A 20842-nucleotide genomic window follows, 5' to 3' on the forward strand; every position below is an offset into this window, starting at 1 on the left:
CATGGCCGCTGCCAAGCTCGTCACGCGCTGCCCGGCCTGCCGCACCGCGTTCCGGCTTGTCGCGGATCAGTTGCGGCTGCGCCAGGGATTGGTCCGTTGCGGACAATGCGACACCGTCTTTGACGCGCGCGAACATCTGATCGAAGTCCCCGCGCGGCCCGCACCCGCTGCATCGCCTACACCGGCTGCATCGCCCGTACCGGCCGCGCCGGCCGCGCAATTTGCTGCCAGTTCTGCGTCCGGTGCGCCTGTCGCGCCGCCGGCCCGCCCTGCATCCGCCTCTGTCAGCATCGCCGCCGCGCTGGCGCATGCCGAGCAGGCACAGGCGATGGCGCGCGCAAGGGAAGGCGAAGCGCCGTTCGATCCGGGGTTCGATCCGGGTTACGAAGTGCCCGCGCTCGACTCTCCGACCACGCTGATGTCGGATGCGGACGAGATCGCAGCCGCGGCACGGGCGCCGACGGCTGACGACGCGGCGCCATCGCACACCGAAACCACGAGTACGGAACACGCGCGCGACCACGGCCGCGCCGACGAAACCGCGCCGATTGAAACGCCGCGCCCGCCCACCGCCACGCCTCCGAGCGGGTTCAACGGCATGGCCGTCGACGTCGGTGCCGCGCATGCGATTCCTGCGCGCGACATCGACGCCCCGCAGCCGTCGGCCTCCGACACGACATCGACGGAATATTCCACGCCGGCTGTCGAGCCACGCGATACCGCAGCACCAGCCGCCGCCGAGGCGGACGACCAGGATTCGGTCTCGTCCGACGCGCATGCGGCCAATATCGGCGACGCAGCCGACGCAGACGAAGCGCCCGAGGCCGTTCCGCCGCCCGCGGCAGCCGATGCCGCGCCATCCGCATCGACGTCCTCCGCGCCGTGGCCGACACTCGACCACTCCGCGTTCGATGACGAGCCGGCGCGCCCGACCGGTCACTCGTCGCTGGATCCCGCCGCCGCATTTGCGCCCGCCACGCCCTCCGGTTTGCCGCCCGCCGGCGCTTATAGCGCAAAGCCGATTTGGCCGCCGTTGCAGACCGCGCAGCCCTCCGGCCAAGGCGCCGGCTTCCCGGCACTGGATGCAGAGCCGGCGAGCGAATCCGACATGGCGCGCGACACGGATGCACCTGTGCCGCCGCATGGCCACACGCCAACGGCAGGCGACGCGGCCGGCGCCGTCGGCGATGGCAACCCGGTCGACGATGTCGGCAATGTCGACCATCACGGCGCTGGCAACGGCATCGGCGATATCGAGCCAGCTGCACGCGCCGCCGATCCCGCCGATGCGGCGCCTTCGGCCCATCCATTTCCTGCCCCGGAGCCCGTGCGCAGCGCGAGCGGATTTCTGCGGGCCGCGGATCCCGCCGATCCCGAAGCCGAAGCGTGGGCTGCGCAGGCCAAGATGGGGCTCGAACAGGTGTCTGACGATGCGGATGAATTGCCGCGCGACGACGCGCGCGATCCCGGGGCGCGCGAATCCGCGATGCGACACTGGCTGCGCCGCGACACGTCGGCCACGGCCGCTACGGGCCCCGTGTTCGCCCCGGACTTCCTGCGCCATTCCCGCGGGCGCGCCGCACCGCGCACGGAGCGGAAATCCACGCCCTCGCCGGTCAGCAAGCGCACATGGATGCGTATCGCAGCCGTCGTGCTTGGCCTTGGCGTCATCGTGCAAGGCGTGTTTCTGGCGCGCAGCCAGGTCGCTGGCAGCCTGCCGGTGCTGCGTCCGGTACTTGAAGCCGCGTGCGCGCCGTTCGGCTGCGAAGTGCCGCCATGGCGCGACCTGGAATCGCTGCGTATCGACACCTCGCAGTTGCAAAAGCAGGACGAAGCCAGCGACGTCTATCAGCTCGCCGTCACGCTGCGCAACCAGGGACGCGCCACCACTGCGCTGCCCGCGATCGAGCTGGTGATGACCGACCTGCAGGACCAGTTGCTGCTGCGCCGCGTGCTGCAGCCTTCCGAATATCTCGAGCCGGTGCAGCGTGGATTCGCCGCCACCGGGCTGCGCGCGGGCAGCGAGCTACCGGTTCGGGTACGATTCCGGACGCAGCAGACGGTAGCGAACTACCGCGTGCTGATCTTCTACCCCTGAATTCCAACGCCCCCGCCACGCCGGCCGGCAATGCACCGGGCCGGGGTGCCGTATTTACTTTTCCTGACAGGAGAGACCATGAGCAATGTGACCCTCGGCGGCAACGCCATCGAAGTTGGCGGCAAGTTTCCCCAGGCTGGCGACAAGGCCCCGGCCTTCACGCTGGTCGGCAAGGACCTGAAGGACGTGTCGCTGGCCGATTTCGCGGGCAAGCGCAAGGTCCTGAACATCGTGCCGAGCCTGGACACGCCGGTGTGCCAGGCATCCGCGCGCAAGTTCAACGAAGCCGCCAGCAGCCTGGCCAACACCGTCGTGCTGACGATCTCGGCCGACCTGCCGTTCGCCATGGGCCGCTTCTGCACGGCTGAAGGGCTGACCAACGTGGTCACGCTGTCAACGATGCGCGGTGCCGAGTTCAAGAACGCCTACGGCGTCGATATCAAGAGCGGCCCGCTGGCGGGCGTTTGCGCACGCGCCGTGGTGGTGGTCGACGAGAACGACACCGTGAAGTACAGCGAACTGGTTCCGGAAATCAAGCAGGAACCGAACTACGACGCTGCCCTGGCCGCGCTCAAGTAATCTGTGCGGTAGCACACAGTCGTTGATGCGAATCCGCCCGTCACGCACGGGCGGAATTCTTTACCGTTTATGCAAATGGCCCAACGCCGGGCCACATGGAGAATCAATGTCCAGCCTGATCTGCGGCTCCGTCGCTTACGACACCATCATGACCTTCGACGGGCGCTTCCGTGAACACATCCTGCCGGACCAGATCCACATGCTGAACGTGTCGTTCCTGGTTCCCGGCATGCGGCGCGAATACGGCGGCTGCGCCGGCAATATTGCCTACACCCTCAAGATGCTGGGCGGCGATCCGGTTGTAATGGCCACCGTCGGTCAGGACGCGGGACCGTATCTGCAATATCTGCGCGACCTCGGCATCGGCACCGACCACATCCGCACGCTGCCGGACACGTTCACCGCGCAGGCCATGATCACCACTGATCTGGACAACAACCAGATCACCGCATTCCACCCGGGCGCGATGGGCCAATCGCAACTGAACAGCGTGCAGGATGCGCTCGGCGCGGGCAAGCGTCCGGCGCTTGGCATCGTCGCGCCGGACAGCCGCGAAGGCATGCTGCACCATGCACAGCAGTTTGCCGAAGCCGGCATTCCGTTCATCTTCGATCTTGGCCAGGCGATGCCGCTGTTCAACGGCGAGGACCTGCGCCAGTTCGTTGAACTCGCCAGTTACGTGACGGTCAATGACTACGAAGCGCAGGTCATGCTGTCGCGCACCGCGTGGACCAGCGCCGAGGTTGCCGCCAAGGTCCGCGCCTTCATCGTCACGCACGGCGAGCGCGGCGCCAGCATCTTCGCGGATGGCCAGCAGTTTGCGATTCCTGCGGTGCAGGCCGAACGCGTGGTCGATCCCACCGGTTGCGGCGACGCCTTCCGCGGCGGCCTGCTCTACGGCATCGAAAACGGACTGGACTGGGAAACCACTGGCCGACTCGCTTCGTTGATGGGCGCGCTCAAGATCGCCCAGCAAGGCCCGCAGAATCACTGGGTCTCGCGCGACGAAATCGGCAATCGTTTCGAGTCCGCTTTCGGATACCGATACGCCTAAGATAAAACGGTGCACCGCGCGCACCGAAATTCGATGAACCGCGCGGCATTCAGACGGGAGTTGCCATGAATCAGATCCTTCGACTTAGCGGCGCAGCGGTGCTGGCTACCGCGGCCCTGGTGACCGGCTGCGCCAACTACTCCAATTCAAACAGCGTCTATTCGCCGGGACAGGCACAGCGCGAGCAGGTGGTGCGCTTTGGCGTGGTGGAGGGTGTACGTGAAGTGATGATCCAGGGCGGCTCGACCGGCGCCGGGACCATCGCAGGTGGTGCCATCGGCGGCGTGGCGGCCGGCAGCACCATCGGCAGCGGCGGTGGATCGGTCGCAGCCGGGCTGCTGGGCGCCGTGCTCGGCGGCATCGCCGGCAGCGCGGCTGAAAACCGTCTGACGCAGCGACGCGGCCTGGAAATCACCGTGCGCCTGGAAGACGGCGACATGCGGGCTATCACGCAGGAAGCCGACGAGGTGTTCCGCCCTGGCGACCGGGTGCGTCTGCTGTCCTCGGGCGGGACGACGCGCGTCACACACTGATCGCGACATGACAAAGCTGTCATGAAGAACGCCGCGAGCCCCTGGGCCGCGGCGTTCTGCTTTGTGCCCTTGCCAATCGGCCTGCGCCCTCCTGCCGTTGCCCTTGCGCCGATACCTTGCTGCACGCTCCCTTCTTCTGCCTGCTTTCTTTCGCCTACCCTCGGCCGCCTGAGCCTTCCGCCATCGCCCAGCCGCTTCGCCAGAGCACGCGCCCACGCGCTGCCGATGCCGATGCCGATGCCGATGCCGATGCCGATGCCGATGCCGATGCCGATGCCGATGCCGATGCCGATGCCGAAAGCATCCAATGCTGACTGACCAATAAAAAACCCGCCGGGCACGGTGGCCATCGGCGGGTTGGCAAGACTCGCTGTCTTGCGGACCGGATACGAGGTATCCGGTCAGTGCGGCACGCGATGCGTGCCCAGGCATTTCCCAGTTGTCATCGCTCGCACGAGGCGAGTCAATTACGGACGGTTGCCCGTCGGGAACGGCCAGGCCGCAGCCGGGTTCAGCGCGGTCTTTGCAGCAGCGGCAGGCGCAACGGCAGGCGCAGCAGCAGGCTTGGCAGCCTTCTTCGCAGCCGGCTTCTTCGCAGCGGCAGGCTTGGCGGCCTTCTTCGCGGCAGGCTTCTTGGCAGCGGCCTTCTTGGCAGCCGGCTTCTTGGCGGCTACTTTCTTGGCTGCGGCCTTCTTGGCCGGTGCTGCCTTCTTGGCGGCGACCTTCTTGGTTGCGACCTTCTTGGCAGCAACCTTCTTCACTGCAGCCTTCTTGGCCGGTGCCGCCTTCTTGGCGACGGCCTTCTTGGCGGCGACCTTCTTGGTTGCAACCTTCTTCGCGGCTACCTTCTTGGCGGCCGGCTTCTTGGCGGCGACCTTCTTGGCAGCTACCTTCTTCGTTGCGACCTTCTTGGCAGCAGCCTTCTTGGCGGCCGGGGCAGCCTTCTTGGCGGCGACCTTCTTCACAGCAGCCTTCTTGGCGGCCGGCTTGGCGGCCTTCTTAGCCGCCGGCTTTTTCTTTGCAGCAGTTGCCATGGATAACTCCTTCACTAGCGTGAAATATCGAATGACCTAAATGGACGACCCGACCGACCCGAGGCGCGTTTGCCGCGAACCCCAATCGAGCGAGCGATTCATCGGCGCACGACTCAACTCAGACCGCACGCTAATGAATTCGGTGACAGGGAAACCGCCGTGGATGACGTCGCACAGCGCGGTACTTTCACCGCGGCCCGAAATCCGCGCGCCAGCTTCGAAGCCAGCGTGCAGGCGGATTTCCGGGGCAGGCGGTGCCCTGAAATATTCGATTGGCCCGCGCCGGCCGTTGTGTCGGCGCGCGGCCAGGAAAGAGGAGATATCGGTCAGCAGGCCTGCAGCGCGGGCATGGCCTCGCGCGCTGCAGACAGCAATCATCAAGGGGTAGTTCGCCCATCCCGAGACAGGGCTACAGGAGACTGCACGCGTTGTAAGAAGCCGGATCGGCTCGGTCTGCGTCAAAGTTCTAGTGCTCCTCGGCTACCCGCATTCACTTGCATCAACGCATCGCAATCATCGCGACGTCTTGCTTGCTGGCGACGCCACGCATCGTTGGTGTCGATGCAATGAAGTGAGACTCTTGTCAAGGCGAATCATAATTCGTTTGTTCGATGATGTTAAGAAAAAAGTGCAAAAAAACTTGCGCGCAAGAACGAATCGATCTACTCCGCGCAGACACCTCGATGCCAACACCATCGACACACATGTTGATCTCGACTTTCGTCTCGCCAACGAAGTTCCATCGCGATCGAATTTGGCGGGTCGCGATGGACCGTATCGCGTCGCGCATCGACTGATTTTCGGTCACGCTCGCGCAGCGCGTTCAACCTCTCCATCGCTATTGCGCAACGGCTTTCGAAGCGTCCGCGCAAACCTGACGATCGTCTCGAAACCCGCATGAACATTGGCTTTGCGCGAGCGCACCGAGGCTTCGTCGCAGCGCGTCGCACCGCTGCAAACATTCGTCGCACGCGATTGCAGACACTGCAGCTGCACCACGTGCGAGGAGCGCGTCGTCGTCGCATCGCAACGCGTGCGCGACCATCGCGCGATGCGTGTGTCGGACCTCGCGCGCATCGATCGGACAGTTGCGCGAGTACGACGAAAGAGTGATGCGTCGATGCAACGGTTTGCCAAGTCGATCGTGCTTCGCGATGGTCATCCGACGCGTTCACCAACTCGAAACGATGTGAATCGCATCGATGACGATGGTCGTCGCGCGTTCGAATCGGACCCAATCGTGCGTGCCAGGATGCGCGTGGTTCGTGCCGCGCCGTGCGTCGCGCCCGGAGCATGACGCGCGCGGTGGCGAGATCGAATCGCATGCCGTGCCCGCCCGCGCTACGCAAGAATGTCGGCTGCGAGGTCAGACATCGCCCCACATCGGCGCGATGCTTTCGCGTCCGGGTTCGCCGACGTGCCATAGCCGTCGATGTTCGTCGGCACGCGTCGTGCGCGTGCGCATTCTGGCGCGCATCTCGGACGCGCACATTGCTCGCGTATCGGCAACGAGTCGGCGCGTATCCGGGTTCCTACCGACATCGGCGCGCGCTGTGCACGCGCTCCTGATTGGCGGCTCCGACGCGGCCGCTGTTGCGCCAGTGCGCCAATGCGCGGCTCGCTAGAGGAATGTCTCGGGTATGACATCCGCCCGCGTTTTGTTGCGCAACAGAATCCCGCCGCACCGCAGCCAGCGGTCGATTCCGGCCAGCGCCCCGGCGTGCTTTGGTGCGTACGCAAACGGATGTTGGAGATTGCGGCGCGGGATGGCCCACAGTAGATTGGCGGCGCGGTGCTGCTGCCGGCCGGGCGGCGATGCGCGCGGCGATCGTCGCCCACCATCGTCGGTCGTGTGCGGATATCCTGCACGACTTACGTGTACGACTTGCAAGACGGCCATCGCCGTACCATCCGGCAAGAGCACTCCGCGACCGGCATTGTGCCGTCGCGAAACCGAACTGGAGATTTCCATGCGCATGACCGCCCCCCGCGCCTTCGTCCGGGCGACCGCCCTCGCCGCCACCTTCGTAACGATGATGACCGCCAGTGCCGTGGCGTTGGCGCAATCGACCCCCGCCGGCACCTGGCACACCATCGACGACGCCACCGGCAAGCCGCGCGGCGTGATCGAGATTGCGGAGAAGGACGGCGTGTACAGCGGCAAGCTCGTGAAGAGCCTCGTGCCGTCTGAGGGGCCGCCGAAGGTGTGCGACAAGTGCACCGACTCGCGCAAGGACCAGCCCATCATCGGCATGACGCTGCTGACCGGCTTGCGCAAGACCGGAGACAACGAGTGGAGCGGCGGCGAGATCCTCGATCCCGAAAGCGGCAAGCTTTACAAATGCAAGATGTCGCTTGCCGACGACGGCAAGAAGCTCAACGTGCGCGGCTTCATCGGCATCAGCCTGATCGGTCGGACGCAGACCTGGGTGCGTCAGCAGTGACCCACGAAGATGTTGCCGATCGCTTGCCACCACGCGTCTTGCAAGCGAAGCGGCGACAGCCATCGGCGGCGCTTAAGGCAACTGACAGGTTCCTTCGGTAAGATCGGCATCCCGAGCCTCACAACAACTACCGGAGACTGACTCATGCGCACATCCGTTCGCCGCCGCAAGCTGGCCCTCGCACTGGCCGCCGCCCCGCTGTTTGTCACCACGGCCCACGCGGCCGATGCGTGGCCAAACCATGTCATCAAGTTCGTCGTGCCGTTCACCGCGGGCGGCGCCAACGACCTCGTGGCGCGTGCTGGCGCCGACGCCGTCAGCAAGCGCATCGGCCAGCCTGTGGTCATCGAAAATCGTCCCGGCGCGGGCGGCATCGTCGGTGCGGATTACGTGGCCAAGAGCAAGCCCGATGGGTACACGTTTCTGGTGGGCGCCGTGGGTACCGTGACCAACGGCCTGATTCGCACCAAGATGCCGTACCAGCCCGACGACCTGGTGCCGGTGGGGCTGATCGCGGTCAGCCCTTCGGTGATCGTGGCATCGCCTTCGCTGCCGGTGAACAACGTCAAGGAACTGATCGAGTATTCGAAGAAGCAAGGCGGCGTGCCGTTTGCCACCGCAGGCAGCGGCAGCACGCCCCACTTCGTTGAAGAGATGCTCAAGGAGAAAGGTGCGGACCTGACCGTGGTGCCGTACAAGAGCGGTTCGGAGAGCATCACCGCGGTGATCGGCGGCCAGGTGGCTGCCACGTCGGAAGCGTCGATCGTCGTGCTGCCGCAAATCAAGGCAGGCAAGCTCAAGGCGCTGGGCGCGACGTGGGACAAGCACATGCCCGCGGCGCCGAATATCCCAACCACCGCCGAGCAAGGTTTGCCGGAAGTGCGCATCGGCCATTGGGCCGGCATTTTCGCGCCGAAGGGCACCGACCCCGCGATCATCAAGCGCATGAATGCCGAGCTGACTGCGGGCATGCAGAATGCGGAAATTCGTGAGCGCCTGATCCAGAACGGCATCGAGCCGGCGGGTGGTTCCGTGGAGAGCTTTGTTGCGTTCATCAAGAGCGAACGCGAACGGCTCGGACGTATTGCCAAGAACGCCCACATGACCGCCGAGTAACCGATCCGTGAGCAAATAAAAATAAAGTCTGTTATCCGAATGTATTGCCCGACGGCCCGCGACATGCGGGCCGTTTCTTTTGCGCAAACCGCCTAATGCGTCGAATACGCCATAAGAAATATCAGATCGCGCAGAATTCGGCCCTCATATGTATTTTGAATAAGTCATTCGACATCCAGATGTGTTGTCTGTGAACGCCAAACAACGCAATTGCAACGAGAATCGTTCGTATTTATATTCCCGAATCGCCCGCATATATGCCCCGGATATCGAGCCGGTAAGGGCCCGGCCACACGGGGCGAACTGGACTCGAGAATGAATCGTCGCACCCCCGGACTGACCCCTGTTGCCGCTGCGCTCGTCGCGTTGTTTGCAGCGCCCTCGGCATTCGCCCAAGCGGCGCCCGCGCCCGCATCACAGACGCCCGTAGCGGCGGCCCAGGCAGCCACGCCGAAAGGCGAAACCGCGCCGGTGACGCTGCGCGAGATCACCGTCCAGGGCGCGGCGTCGCGCGACGATTTCAACCCGTCAGGCAGCCAGTTGTCGAAATTGCCTGCCGACCTGCGCGACGTGCCGCAATCGGTCACGATCGTCAATCGCGCGCTGATGGAATCGCAAGGCGTCAGTTCGCTGGCCGATGCGCTGCGCAACGTGCCGGGCATCACCATCGGCGGCGCGGAAGGCGGCCAGATCGGCAACAACATCAACCTGAACGGCTTTTCGGCGCGCACCGACATCTATCTCGATGGCTTTCGCGATCGCGGCCAGTACTATCGCGACACCTTTGCGCTCGATCAGGTGGAAGTGCTGATGGGCCCCTCGTCGATGCTGTTCGGCCGGGGCTCCACGGGCGGCGTGATCAATCAGGTCAGCAAGAAGCCGCAGTTGAAGGCCGCCACGGAGGTGACAGGTTCGGTTACGACCAACGGTCTGGTGCGCGCCACCGCGGATGTCAACACGCCGACTGGCGATACCTCTGCATTCCGCATCTCGGCCATGGCGCAGGACGGCAAGCCGAGCACGCGCGACGAAATGACGGTGCAGGATTTCGGCATCGCGCCGTCGTGGCGCTATGGCATCGGCACCTCGACCGAAATCACGTTGTCGGCGTTGCTCCAGCACAACGAAGACATGCCCGACTATGGCCTGCCAGCGATCAACGGGCACCCGGTCAATGTCGATCGCAACACCTACTATGGGTTCAACAATGACCGTACACGCCAGAACATTGCGTCGCTGTCGGCCGGGGTCGATCACAAGTTCTCGCCCAACCTGCGCCTGCGAAACGTCACCGCGTTCAACTATGTGGAAACCGATGCGCGCGAGACGGCTCCGAACGCCGTGGGCACGATCAATGCGGCGGGCGCATTCACAGCATTGACCACCACCAATCTGCCGCTGTCGCAGCTCTATGTGCGCCAGCAGAGTCACGATCGCAACATTCGCGACTATTCGATCTTCAACCAGACCGAGTTGACCGCGAAATTCGACACCGGTCCGATCAAGCACACGCTGTTGACGGGCCTGGAGTTTGGCCATGACGGCTACAACAACCAGAACTACTACCGCAACGGCAGTTGCGGCACCACGCCGCTGAATCCGACGGGCACCACAGCCGGCTACGTCGCCTGCACGCCAGTGGTGGATCCGGTCTATCGCGACTCGCCGGGCAGCGTGGCTACCAGCACTGGAAATCTCCAGGGCGGATCGGCCAATACGGTGGCGGTGTACGCCAACGACTCGATCGAATTTACGAAACAGTGGAAGGCAGTGGCGGGGCTGCGTTACGACAAGTACATCGCCAGCATCAGCAACTCGATCAACGCGGGCAATACCGCCGGCAACACCGCGCTGGCCAACGCCAATCAGTCGGTCAACTTCACGAGCGTGCGGCTGGGTGGCATCTGGCAGCCGTCCGAGCAGCAGTCTTACTACATCTCGTACGGCACATCTTTCAATCCGTCGCTCGAACAGCTGGTGGGCACGGTGGGACAGCAATCGCTGGATCCCGAAAAGAACAAGTCGTACGAGGCTGGCGGCAAGTGGGATGTGATGGATGGCAACCTGTCGCTGACATCGGCGGTCTTCCGCATCACCAAGGACAATGCGCGCAGCCAGATCGACGCCACCACCTACGCGCTGACCGGCAAGATCCAGGTGGATGGCTTCCGCGCCGGCGTGACCGGCCGCATCACGCCAAAGTGGCAGGTGTTTGCCGGCTACACGTATCTCGACGCCGTGATCAAAAACGGCATTGCGGCAAACACGCAAGACAAGGTACCGACCAATACGCCGAAGCACACCGCCACGGCCTGGACCAGCTACCGCGTCATGCCGGACTGGGAAATTGGCGGCGGCGCGTTCTATATGTCACAACGCTATGCCAACAATACCAATACGGTGCAGGTGGGAGGATTTGTGCGCTGGGACGGCATGATTGCCTACCATCAGCCAAAGTACGATGTGCGCCTGAATCTGTTCAACATCTTCGACAAGAAGTATTACGATGCGCTGATTCAGTCGGACGGCGGCCGTTCGGTGCCCGGTACGGGCCGCACCGCCATGCTGTCGTTCGCTTATCGCATGTAAGGCCCCGGCGCCGCGCTGCTCGCGCAGGTCGCGTTCGCCGGCGGTCCCAACCGGATTCCCGCATGCTGGTTCGTATTCCGAAAGTTCTCGACGCCGCGCAACTGGCGACCGTGGTGCAACAGCTCGAGCACGCTGGCGATGCCTGGGTGGACGGCCGCGTTTCGGCTGGCTACTCCGGCGCGCCGGTCAAGTTCAATCAGCAGATCGACGAGCGGTCCGAGGTTGCGGCGCAATGCCAGCACCTGATCCTTGCCGCGCTGGAACGGCATCCACTATTTATTAGTGCAACGCTGCCGAACATCGTCTATCCGCCGATGTTCAACCGCTATGGCGCCGGCATGACGTTCGGCGCGCATGTCGATGGAGGCGTACGCATTCATCCGCACAATGGCCGCAAGCTGCGCACCGATGTCTCGGCAACGTTGTTCCTGTCAGACCCGGCCAGTTACGACGGCGGCGAATTGCAGGTGGAAGACACCTACGGCGTGCACGCGGTGAAGCTGGCCGCCGGCGACATGATCGTTTATCCCGCCACCAGTCTGCATCAGGTGACGCCGATCACGCGCGGCACGCGCCTGGCCAGTTTTTTCTGGATCCAGAGCCTGATTCGCGATGACGGCCAGCGCGCGCTGCTGTTCGACATGGACAACGCCATCCAGACGCTAAACCAGACCAACGCCGACGAGCGCGCCCGCCGCAGTCTGATTGGCTGCTATCACAACCTGCTGCGCCAGTGGAGCGAGACCTGAGCCGAGCTCCGCAGGCGCCATCGCCGGTCGACAGCAGGTTGGCCGGCGCAGCCTCAGCCAAATTGCTCCGTCAGCGCCTGGCGGGCCTGGCCGATGAAATCGCTCTCGCCAGCTCGCGCGCCTAATAGATAGAACTCGGCCGACGGCAACGCAGGCAACTTCCAGCGCGCGACGGCTGCCGCATCGATCGGCGTCACGCCCGGGCCGATTGCCGACGCATTCAGGCACGACACGCCAAGCCCGGCGGCCAGCGCCAGATGCAAACCCGCCACGCCCGACGCCGAATGCGCGATCTCGAATTCGCGTTTGCGGCGCATCAGCAGTTGCACCACAAACTGATGCATCGAACAGGTGTCCGGCAACAGCACCAGCGGCAGGACATCTTGCGGCGCATCGGCCAGCTCCGGCGCGGCCACCCACGCCAGCGCTTCCCGCCGCAGCACGACACCGCGGCGCGCGGTCGTCGCCTTGTCGCCACCGCGCATACCGATCAGCCGCATGCTCAACCCGATGTCGAATGCATCCATGTCCGCAGCCGCTTCGATGGCGGCGCTCTTCATGACCGTCACATGGAGTTTCAAATATGGATATCTGTCGCGCAGGCGTCGCAGCATGCCAGCAATTTCGCCGGGACGGAAATAGTCGGTCACCGCGAGACGCAGTTCGCCATCGAGCGATTGCCCGCGCAGTTCGGCCATGGCCAGCGCGTTCAACGACAGGATGCGCCGCGCATAGTCGAGCAACCGCGCCCCGGCAGGCGTCAGCGCTGCGCCCTTCTTCCCACGCGTGAGCAACGGCACGCCGGCACGCTCTTCCAGCTTGCGGAGTTGTTCGCTGACTGACGACTGGGACAGGAACAAGCGCGGCGCCGCGGCCGACAGGCTTCCGCTGTCCGCCACCGCCACGAACGTTTTGAGCTGGTCGGTTTCGAATGTGCGCATCGTTTTTTCCATCGGATTCACCGATGGATCATATCGTATATTCCCGCTTTTCCGATATCAAGACGCGGCCTACCATGACATCACCGCAGCACCAAGACGCTGCAAATCGAAACAGATCAAGGAGCCTGTCATGCCCCACGTCACCCTGCAAATTTCCGGCCATCCCGATACCGAACTGATGCATCGCGCCGTCGCCGCGGTGGGCGATCTGACCCAGCGTGTGCTGGGCAAGGACGCGCCGGTGATCGCCACCACGATTACGTTCATTCCGCGCGAGCAATGGTTTATCGGCGGGAAGCCGCTGTCCGAGCACCGCACGGGGCGCAACGCGTTTCAACTGGATATCAGCGTCACCGACGAGACGAACACCAAGGCAGAAAAAGCCGCGTTTCTTCAGCAGGCGTTTGAGGCATTGTCGGAAGTGATCGGCGATGTCAACGAAGTGTCTTACATCCACGTGATCGATGCGCGTGCGGCGGCCTATGGTTATGGCGGCAAATCGCAGGAATTCCGCCACCAGCATCGCTAATCCGCGTCCGGTTGTTCAGCGCGGTTAAAAGTGTCGTGCGGGTAGCGGGCTTGTACTGCTTCGCGATGTTCACTAGTGTGAAGGGCTGCAATTCCTTCCGGAGACATCGCATGAAGTACGTCACGCTGCCCGGCGGCGAGCAAGTTCCCGCGCTGGGCATGGGCACCTGGAACATAGGGGACCGCGCTGGCACGCGCGCCGAAGAATTGGCCACGCTGCAATTGGGTCTGGAGATGGGCTTGCGGTTGATCGATACCGCCGAAATGTACGGCGAAGGGTTGTCCGAATCGCTTATCGGTGAGGCCATCGCCGGACGCCGCGACGACGCATTTCTGGTCAGCAAGGTGTATCCGCACAACGCCAGCCGCAAGGGCGCCGTTGCCGCATGCGAGCGCAGTCTGCGCAGGCTCGGCACCGATCATCTGGACATGTACCTGCTGCACTGGCGCGGCGACGTGCCGTTCGAGGAGACCATCGAGGCGTTTCTCGCGCTGCAACAGGCGGGCAAGATCCGTCATTTCGGCGTCAGCAATCTCGATCGGGCCGACATGGAGGAATTCTGGGACGCGCCCGGCGGCGACGGCGTGGCCGTGAACCAGTTGCTATACAACCTCGGCCGCCGCGGCATCGAGTTCGATCTGCTGCCATGGTTGCGTGAACGCAACGTCCCGATCATGGCCTATTCGCCGATCGAACAGGCGCGGCTCCTGCGCAACAACGGCCTGCAGCGCTTTGCCGCTGCGCACGACATGACGGCGGCTCAGGCCGCACTGGCCTGGCTGCTCTCTTTCGATGACGTCATCGCGATCCCGAAGACCAGCCACCGAGATCGCCTGCGCGAGAATTTTGACGCGCTGACGATCGACCTGACGCCCGAACAAATGGCCGAACTGGACAAGATCTTTCCGCCGCCCCGGCACGCCCAACCGCTGGCAATGCTCTGAGCAGCGGCACTCTGAACGCAGCGGCATCTCCTGGCTTGCGACCCAGGCGCGCGACGCGGCGGGCTTGGCGCCGGCGCGCGGCGACACTCAACGCTGGCCGGCCTTGTATCGTTCGACTTCGACGTAGCGCGTGAGGTAAGTGCGCGCTTTTTCCCTGGTATCGGTGGTAACGCGGTCGGCCGCCTGCCGCGCACTGGTCTGGCCATGGGCCGTGCTCATCTGCGCTGACAGATAGGAATGGAAGGCGTCGTGCATGACCTTGAGCTGGTCCTTGCACGCATCGATGGCGCCGGCTGCCACGTCCTTGGGTGTACCCTTGCCCCGGGCGCCGTCGTCTGCCTTTTGTTGCACGCAGTCCATGTACTTCGCGCGCTCGGCTTGCCAGCCGGCGTTCATTTGCGCCACTTCCTGCTTGGCTTCGGGAGTCTCCACGCTCGGCGCACTTGAGCAGGCGGCCAGCATCAGCGTGGCCAGCGAAAGCGCGGCAACACCCAGGCCGGCGCGGCGTTGGGATTGGCGCTGCGGCGCAGCAATATTGCTCAGGGCGTTTTGGAAATCGGCGTGGCCGGCGGAAATGGCGGGGGGCGCGGATATTTTTTGCATGCTGCACAGACACAGACGTTTTAAGCGGGTTCCGGCAATGGTAGGGCGGATTTGCAAGAAAGTATGACGATGCCATGTCAGAGACTCGCCCGGTCCGTGTCAGACAACTTCGCATTGGCGGATGTGCTCTGCGCGCCTATGCTGTAGAGGCGGTTGCAACACATGACACCCTCCTGGAGGAAACAATGAAACGACGAACCTTCCTGTCCGCTGGTAGTGCTGGTCTTGTCGGCCTGACGGGCCTTTCCCTGGGCGCCATGTCGCTCGCCGGCTGTAGCGTGACCGGGCCGAAAGACTCCGGCGATGCCGCATCCAAGCGCCGCGAAATCGACACCGGCGCCACCGACACGCTGAACCGACTGTATGCCACTGCCAAGGGCGCGCGAGACCTGGGTGCCAAGGCCAAGGGCATCCTGATCTTCCCGAAACTGCTCTCCGCCGGCTTTATCGTCGGTGGCGAATACGGCGACGGCGTGTTGCGCTCCGGCGGCGCGGATCGCGGCTATTACCGTGCGATCTCCGGGTCGGTGGGCTGGCAGATCGGCGCACAGTCCAAGGCTTTCGTCCTGATGTTCATGACGCAGGAAGCCTACGACAAGTTCGTGCGCAGCAGCGGCTGGCAAGTGGGCGCCGACGCGACGGTAGCGCTGGCGACCATCGGCGCAAACGGGCAGATCGACACCAACACGGCGCAGCAACCGATCATCGGCTTTGCGATGACCAACGCCGGGCTGATGGCGGGCCTGAGCCTGGAAGGCACCAAGATCTCGAAGCTCGATATCTGAAGACCCTGCGCCGCGGCGGCATCGGCGGCGCATCTCATGCAGTGCCCATGGCGCGGAATTTCCTGTTCCCGCGCCATGGGCATTTTTTTTCGTCGCGGTAGCCGCGCACGTTGACCCGTTAGAATTCGTCCCTCTCACAATTTTCCAATCCGTACGCGAGGCCGAATTCTCATGTGGTTCAAGAATCTCCAGATTCATCGTTTCTCCGCCCCGTGGACGTTAAGCGCCGACGACGTCGAGGCCTGCCTGGCCAAGCACGCGTTCTATCCCGGCACCAGCCTCGAAATGCAAACGCAGGGCTGGGCATCGCCGCGTGACAACGATCGTCTGGTGCATTGCGTCAATCGCCAGATGCTGCTGGTGCTGCGCACCGAGAAGAAGCTGCTGCCCGCCACAGTGGTCAACCAGGTCACCAAGGCCCGCGCCGCCGAGCTGGAAGAGCAGCAGGGATTCAAGCCGGGCCGCAAGCAGTTGAAGGAACTCAAGGAGCAGATCACCGAGGAACTGCTGCCGCGCGCCTTCAGCATTCGCCGCGACACGCGGGTCTGGATCGACCCGACCAATGGCTGGCTTGCCATCGACGCGGCAGGCACGGCAAAGGCCGACGAAGTGCGCGGCATGCTGTTCAAGGCCATCGATCCGCTGCCGGTCGTAGGCCTGCAAGTCAACCTGTCGCCCGTGGCGGCGATGACCGAGTGGCTTGCCACCGATACCGCGCCGGCCGGTTTTACGGTCGACCAGGAAATCGAACTGCAGTCCAGCAGCGAAAGCAAGGCGACGGTGCGCTATGTGCGCCACCCGCTCGATCCCGAAGACCTGCGCCGCCACATTGCCGCCGGCAAGCGCTGCACGCGTCTGGCGATGACTTGGAACGACCGCGTTTCGTTCGTGCTCACCGACGCCCTGGCGGTCAAGCGCGTGAACCCGCTCGACGTGATCAAGGAGCAGGCGGACGCCACGCTTCACGACGAGGACGAGCGCTTCGACGCCGACTTTGCGCTGATGGCCGGCGAACTGGCTGGCCTGCTGAGCGACCTGACGGAAGCCCTGGGCGGCGAGCGCAAGGCCGAATCGGCATCGGCGCCAGCCGACGTACGCAAGGCCGCCTGATCCGGCCAGCCGCCCCGCCCCGGACGCCCCGCCACCGGAGGCACGCGGGCGTGGGCGGTCCGCGATCACGGCGCCCCCAGCGTCAGGACCACCCGCCGCTCGGGTGCCTGCGCCAGTCCCCACGCACTCTCCACGTCGGCCATCGCCATTTGCTCGGTGTCGACGGCAAGCTCGCCGTCGCGCATGCAGCCGAGAATTTCTTCGACCAGCAGCATCAGGTCTTCGGCCGGGGGATGATTGGCCGGTCCGCAGCCGATCAGTGTCACGCGCGAATCGCGCAATGCCGTGGGCGCCATGATCAGGCTGCCAGCCGAGCGGTCTACCACCGACACGATCCGGACGCCGCGATCGTTGCCGTACATCGGAATGCCATCGGTCTGGATCAGCGCCGATAGCAATAGCTCCAGCGTCTTGCCCCAGACCAGATCGACCACCACGTCGATTCCGTCGTCGGCGTAGGTGGCAAAGGTGTGCTGCAACACGCTGGGCGGCTGGGCGAGGTCGATCAGCGCATCGGCGCCGAGTGCGGTCAGCATGTCGATGCGATGCCCGGCTGCAATCACCCGTCCCGCGCCTTGCAGCCGCGCCGCCTGAACGGCCAGCCGCCCGACCAGCCCCGAGGCACCCAGCACCAGCACGGTTTCTCCGGGATACAGGTCGGCGCGCATGGCCAGCGGCAGCCAGGCCGTCATCGCCGGGCCGACCAGCGCCGCCGCCATGGCCGAATCGACGCCGTCCGGCACGGGCACTACCCATTCCGCGGGCACGTACTCGGCCATCGATCCGAACGGACTGCGCGCGGCCCGGAAGTAGACGCGCTGGCCGCCCTGCCGGACATTCTGCCGGCCGGTGTGCGGGACGTCCGCCAGCCACCCCACGCCGTCACGGCCGCAGATGTATGGCAGTTCGCGCGGCATGTGCGCGTGGCAGCCGCGCGCGATGGCAAGGTCGGACGGACGGACCACGGCGGCGCTGGCGCATACGAGGATCTCGCCGGCGCGCAGATCGGGGTCGCGAAATGCCCCAAAGCGCGGAGCCTGGCCAAGCTGGTGCAATACAACGGCTTGCATCGTGACGCTCTCCTTGGTGATGTCTGCCGTCGATCGTAGGCAGTCGCCGGGCGCGCGTCTTTGAGCCGATTCTGAAAATGCATGAGGCGTAGAATCTGGCCGAAAGACGCCATGGACAAGGCGTCAGCTGTATTCCACAACCCGTTGAAGGAGACCTCCTTGAAGTCGTTGCGCCCCCACCTTGGCCTGCCGCTGGCCGCATTGCTGCTGGCCGCCGCCGGCACCGCCCATGCCGCCTGGCCGGAACGGCCGATCAAACTGATCGTGCCCTTTCCGCCGGGGCAAGCCACCGACATCTTTGCGCGTGCGCTGGCCGAGAAGCTGGGCAAGCAACTGGGCCAGTCGGTGATCGTGGAGAATCGGGCCGGCGCGGGCGGCAATATCGGCATGGAAGTCGCGGCAAAGGCCGCGCCCGACGGCTACACGATCGTGATGGCTGGCAGCGCGATGGCCATCAACCAGACGCTCTACAAGAAGCTCAATTACGATCCGCGGCAGGATTTCGCGCCGGTTTCCGGCGTGTTCTCGGTGCCGCTGGTGTTCCTGGCGACGCCGCAATCGGGCTTCAGATCGCTGCGGGACCTGATCGCCAAGGCCAAGGCCGCGCCGGGCAAGTACAGCTACGCCAGCGCCGGGATTGGCGGCACGCAGCACTTGTCTGCAGAAATGCTCAAGGCGCAGACCGGCACCTTTATCGTCCATATCCCGTACAAGGGCAGCGGCCCGGCCCAGGCGGATTTTCTCGGCAACCAGATTCCGCTGATGGTGGATTCGGTCACGGCCGCGATGCCGCTGATCCAGACCAACAAGGCCGTGCCGCTGGCGGTGACCACGGCCAGGCGCGTGCCGCAGTTGCAGGCGGTGCCGACCGTGCGCGAGGAAGGCGTGCCCGGCTTCGAGGCGCTCGGCTGGGCGGTGATGATGGCGCCGGCGGGCACGCCGCCCGCCATCGTCAGCCAGCTCAACGCAGAAACCGTGAAGGCACTGCAATCGCCGGAGCTGCACAAGTTCATCACCGACCGCGGATCCGAGCCCATGCCGATGACGCCGGCCGAAACCGGCAAATTCGTCGACAGCGAAATCCGCAAATGGTCGACAGTGGTCAAGCGCTCGGGCGCGACGGCCGATTGATCGCAGCCGACTGATGGGAGCCGACTGACACGGCGGATCGGCGCGACGCGCGCGCCGGGTCGGCATGCGCATCGGCATCGCCCCAAAGAAAAACGGACACCGGGCCCTTGCCCGATGTCCGCCTTTCACCCGTTCTGGCTGCTCGACAGCAGCCGACCCTTCAAGCCGTCGAGGCGCAACGAAGCGCGCCGCGCACGGCAGGCGCCATCAATCCCACGACAGCGCGCCGCCGGTCTGATATTCGATCACGCGGGTTTCGAAGAAATTGCGTTCCTTCTTCAGGTCGATCATTTCGCTCATCCACGGGAACGGGTTTTCCTCGTTCGGGAAAAGCTGATCCAGACCGATCTGCTGGCAGCGGCGGTTGCAGATGAAACGCAGATAGCCCTTGAACATCGGCGCGTTCAGGCCCAGCACGCCGCGCGGCATGGTGTCCTCGGCGTAGCGATATTCCAGATCCACGGCCTTCTTGAACAGCTCGGTGATCTCCGCCTTGAATTCCGGCGTCCACAGGTGCGGGTTTTCGAGCTTGATCTGGTTGATCAGGTCGATGCCGAAATTGCAGTGCAGCGATTCGTCGCGCAGGATGTACTGATACTGCTCGGCGGCGCCGGTCATCTTGTTCTGGCGGCCCATGGCCAGGATCTGCGTGAAGCCCACGTAGAAGAACAGACCTTCCATGATGCAGGCGAACACGATCAGGCTCTTGAGCAGCTTCTGGTCGTTTTCGGGCGTGCCGGTCTTGAACGACGGATCGGTCAGCGTGTCGATGAACGGGATCAGGAATTCATCCTTGTCGCGGATCGACTGCACCTCGTGGTACGCGTTGAAGATCTCGGCCTCGTTCAGGCCCAGCGACTCGACGATGTACTGGTAGGCGTGCGTGTGGATGGCCTCTTCGAAAGCCTGGCGCAGCAGGTACTGGCGGCATTCCGGCGCGGTGATCTGGCGGTACGTGCCCAGCACGATATTGTTGGCGGCCAGCGAATCGGCCGTCACGAAGAACCCCAGATTGCGCTTGATGATGCGGCGTTCGTCCTCGGTCAGACCATTCGGGTCCTTCCACAGGGCGATGTCGCGCGACATGTTGATTTCCTGCGGCATCCAGTGGTTGGCGCAGCCGGCCAGATACTTTTCCCACGCCCACTTGTACTTGAACGGCACCAGCTGGTTCACGTCGGTGGCACCGTTGATCACGCGCTTGTCGGCGGCGTTCACGCGGCGCGTGCTTTGCGCGGCGGCGGCGTTCGGGTTGTTGCCCAGGATGCCCGGCGCCGTGGCGGCCGGCGGCAGTACGCCTTGCTGGTCGACCGTGGCGGCCGGTACGGCGGGTTGCAGGGCAGGCTGCGGCGCAGCTTGCGGCGTGGCTTGAACGTCGTCGTCCCAGCTCAGCATGTTGTGTTCTCCGATGATTCGTTCAGGGGCGGCTGTGGCCGGCGTCGCGCAACACAGTCAGCGATGCGCCGGCCCTCTCCCCTGCCCGGCTTGCGCGCTGGGCGCAAGCCGGTGCAGACCGAGGGTTGTTTCAGATGT

The 20842-nt window shown here is 64.4% G+C and carries 21 protein-coding genes; 15 read left to right on the forward strand and 6 right to left on the reverse strand.

Features of this window, described 5'->3' with window-relative positions; translation table 11 throughout:
* The first annotated feature begins 1 nt into the window (after position 1).
* The 5 genes from AC1RKI_RS06830 to AC1RKI_RS06850 all read left to right on the forward strand — a co-directional run bounded on the left by AC1RKI_RS06830 (position 2) and on the right by AC1RKI_RS06850 (position 4578).
* On the forward strand, positions 2–2098 hold the full coding sequence (locus tag AC1RKI_RS06830; protein ID WP_492794402.1) for a DUF3426 domain-containing protein: 2097 nt from the start codon (positions 2–4) through the stop codon (positions 2096–2098).
* Positions 2099–2176: 78 nt separating this feature from the next.
* Positions 2177–2677: a thiol peroxidase gene (tpx, locus tag AC1RKI_RS06835; protein ID WP_061955386.1), complete on the forward strand. Its 501-nt coding sequence runs from the start codon at positions 2177–2179 to the stop codon at positions 2675–2677.
* A 106-nt stretch (positions 2678–2783) separates the two neighbouring features.
* Positions 2784–3731: a carbohydrate kinase family protein gene (locus AC1RKI_RS06840; protein WP_061955384.1), complete on the forward strand. Its 948-nt coding sequence runs from the start codon at positions 2784–2786 to the stop codon at positions 3729–3731.
* A 65-nt stretch (positions 3732–3796) separates the two neighbouring features.
* Entirely contained in the window at positions 3797–4264 is a 468-nt protein-coding gene (locus AC1RKI_RS06845; protein ID WP_061955382.1) for an outer membrane lipoprotein, read from the forward strand.
* A gap of 116 nt (positions 4265–4380) precedes the next feature.
* Positions 4381–4578, forward strand: coding sequence for a hypothetical protein (locus AC1RKI_RS06850; RefSeq protein ID WP_492794400.1), 198 nt, complete (start codon positions 4381–4383; stop codon positions 4576–4578).
* A gap of 153 nt (positions 4579–4731) precedes the next feature.
* Here the strand turns inward: AC1RKI_RS06850 and AC1RKI_RS06855 are convergent, their stop codons facing one another.
* Both AC1RKI_RS06855 and AC1RKI_RS06860 read right to left on the reverse strand, forming a co-directional pair.
* Positions 4732–5298: a histone H1-like DNA-binding protein gene (locus AC1RKI_RS06855; protein WP_061955379.1), complete on the reverse strand. Its 567-nt coding sequence runs from the start codon at positions 5296–5298 to the stop codon at positions 4732–4734.
* A gap of 36 nt (positions 5299–5334) precedes the next feature.
* Entirely contained in the window at positions 5335–5760 is a 426-nt protein-coding gene (locus AC1RKI_RS06860; RefSeq protein ID WP_223505845.1) for a hypothetical protein, read from the reverse strand.
* Between the two features lie 448 nt (positions 5761–6208).
* Between AC1RKI_RS06860 and AC1RKI_RS06865 the strand changes: the two genes are divergently transcribed.
* From AC1RKI_RS06865 to AC1RKI_RS06885, 5 genes are all read left to right on the forward strand, one after another.
* The gene (locus AC1RKI_RS06865) at positions 6209–6595 is read left to right on the forward strand and encodes a hypothetical protein (protein WP_227458927.1); all 387 of its coding nucleotides are present in this window, start codon (positions 6209–6211) and stop codon (positions 6593–6595) included.
* Between the two features lie 673 nt (positions 6596–7268).
* Entirely contained in the window at positions 7269–7742 is a 474-nt protein-coding gene (locus AC1RKI_RS06870) for a DUF2147 domain-containing protein (RefSeq protein ID WP_061955373.1), read from the forward strand.
* Positions 7743–7886: 144 nt separating this feature from the next.
* Positions 7887–8858, forward strand: a complete 972-nt coding sequence (locus AC1RKI_RS06875; RefSeq protein ID WP_061955371.1) for a Bug family tripartite tricarboxylate transporter substrate binding protein — start codon at positions 7887–7889, stop codon at positions 8856–8858.
* Between the two features lie 315 nt (positions 8859–9173).
* The gene (locus AC1RKI_RS06880; protein ID WP_490714429.1) at positions 9174–11447 is read left to right on the forward strand and encodes a TonB-dependent receptor; all 2274 of its coding nucleotides are present in this window, start codon (positions 9174–9176) and stop codon (positions 11445–11447) included.
* Between the two features lie 62 nt (positions 11448–11509).
* On the forward strand, positions 11510–12196 hold the full coding sequence (locus AC1RKI_RS06885) for a Fe2+-dependent dioxygenase (protein WP_061955367.1): 687 nt from the start codon (positions 11510–11512) through the stop codon (positions 12194–12196).
* A 53-nt stretch (positions 12197–12249) separates the two neighbouring features.
* Here AC1RKI_RS06885 and AC1RKI_RS06890 read toward each other — a convergent pair whose 3' ends face one another.
* The gene (locus tag AC1RKI_RS06890) at positions 12250–13137 is read right to left on the reverse strand and encodes a LysR family transcriptional regulator (RefSeq protein WP_492794397.1); all 888 of its coding nucleotides are present in this window, start codon (positions 13135–13137) and stop codon (positions 12250–12252) included.
* 130 nt (positions 13138–13267) lie between these two features.
* On the opposite strand from AC1RKI_RS06890, the gene AC1RKI_RS06895 reads away from it, so the two are divergent.
* Both AC1RKI_RS06895 and AC1RKI_RS06900 read left to right on the forward strand, forming a co-directional pair.
* The gene (locus AC1RKI_RS06895; RefSeq protein WP_150979670.1) at positions 13268–13666 is read left to right on the forward strand and encodes a tautomerase family protein; all 399 of its coding nucleotides are present in this window, start codon (positions 13268–13270) and stop codon (positions 13664–13666) included.
* A gap of 110 nt (positions 13667–13776) precedes the next feature.
* The gene (locus tag AC1RKI_RS06900; RefSeq protein ID WP_492794395.1) at positions 13777–14610 is read left to right on the forward strand and encodes an aldo/keto reductase; all 834 of its coding nucleotides are present in this window, start codon (positions 13777–13779) and stop codon (positions 14608–14610) included.
* An 87-nt stretch (positions 14611–14697) separates the two neighbouring features.
* Here AC1RKI_RS06900 and AC1RKI_RS06905 read toward each other — a convergent pair whose 3' ends face one another.
* Positions 14698–15213: a hypothetical protein gene (locus AC1RKI_RS06905; RefSeq protein ID WP_341248119.1), complete on the reverse strand. Its 516-nt coding sequence runs from the start codon at positions 15211–15213 to the stop codon at positions 14698–14700.
* 185 nt (positions 15214–15398) lie between these two features.
* On the opposite strand from AC1RKI_RS06905, the gene AC1RKI_RS06910 reads away from it, so the two are divergent.
* Positions 15399–15998: a BPSL1445 family SYLF domain-containing lipoprotein gene (locus tag AC1RKI_RS06910; RefSeq protein WP_244786123.1), complete on the forward strand. Its 600-nt coding sequence runs from the start codon at positions 15399–15401 to the stop codon at positions 15996–15998.
* A 171-nt stretch (positions 15999–16169) separates the two neighbouring features.
* Positions 16170–17108: a recombination-associated protein RdgC gene (locus AC1RKI_RS06915; RefSeq protein WP_061955360.1), complete on the forward strand. Its 939-nt coding sequence runs from the start codon at positions 16170–16172 to the stop codon at positions 17106–17108.
* Between the two features lie 65 nt (positions 17109–17173).
* Here AC1RKI_RS06915 and AC1RKI_RS06920 read toward each other — a convergent pair whose 3' ends face one another.
* A complete protein-coding gene (locus AC1RKI_RS06920; RefSeq protein WP_227458921.1) occupies positions 17174–18178 on the reverse strand; it encodes a quinone oxidoreductase family protein in 1005 nt (334 codons plus the stop codon).
* A gap of 111 nt (positions 18179–18289) precedes the next feature.
* Here AC1RKI_RS06920 and AC1RKI_RS06925 point away from each other — a divergent pair, with 111 nt between their 5' ends.
* The gene (locus AC1RKI_RS06925; RefSeq protein WP_407648841.1) at positions 18290–19309 is read left to right on the forward strand and encodes a tripartite tricarboxylate transporter substrate binding protein; all 1020 of its coding nucleotides are present in this window, start codon (positions 18290–18292) and stop codon (positions 19307–19309) included.
* A 207-nt stretch (positions 19310–19516) separates the two neighbouring features.
* Here AC1RKI_RS06925 and AC1RKI_RS06930 read toward each other — a convergent pair whose 3' ends face one another.
* Entirely contained in the window at positions 19517–20704 is a 1188-nt protein-coding gene (locus AC1RKI_RS06930) for a ribonucleotide-diphosphate reductase subunit beta (protein ID WP_061955356.1), read from the reverse strand.
* Between the last annotated feature and the right edge of the window lie 138 nt (positions 20705–20842).

Source organism: Cupriavidus sp. GW822-FHT06G04 (genome assembly GCF_058799075.1).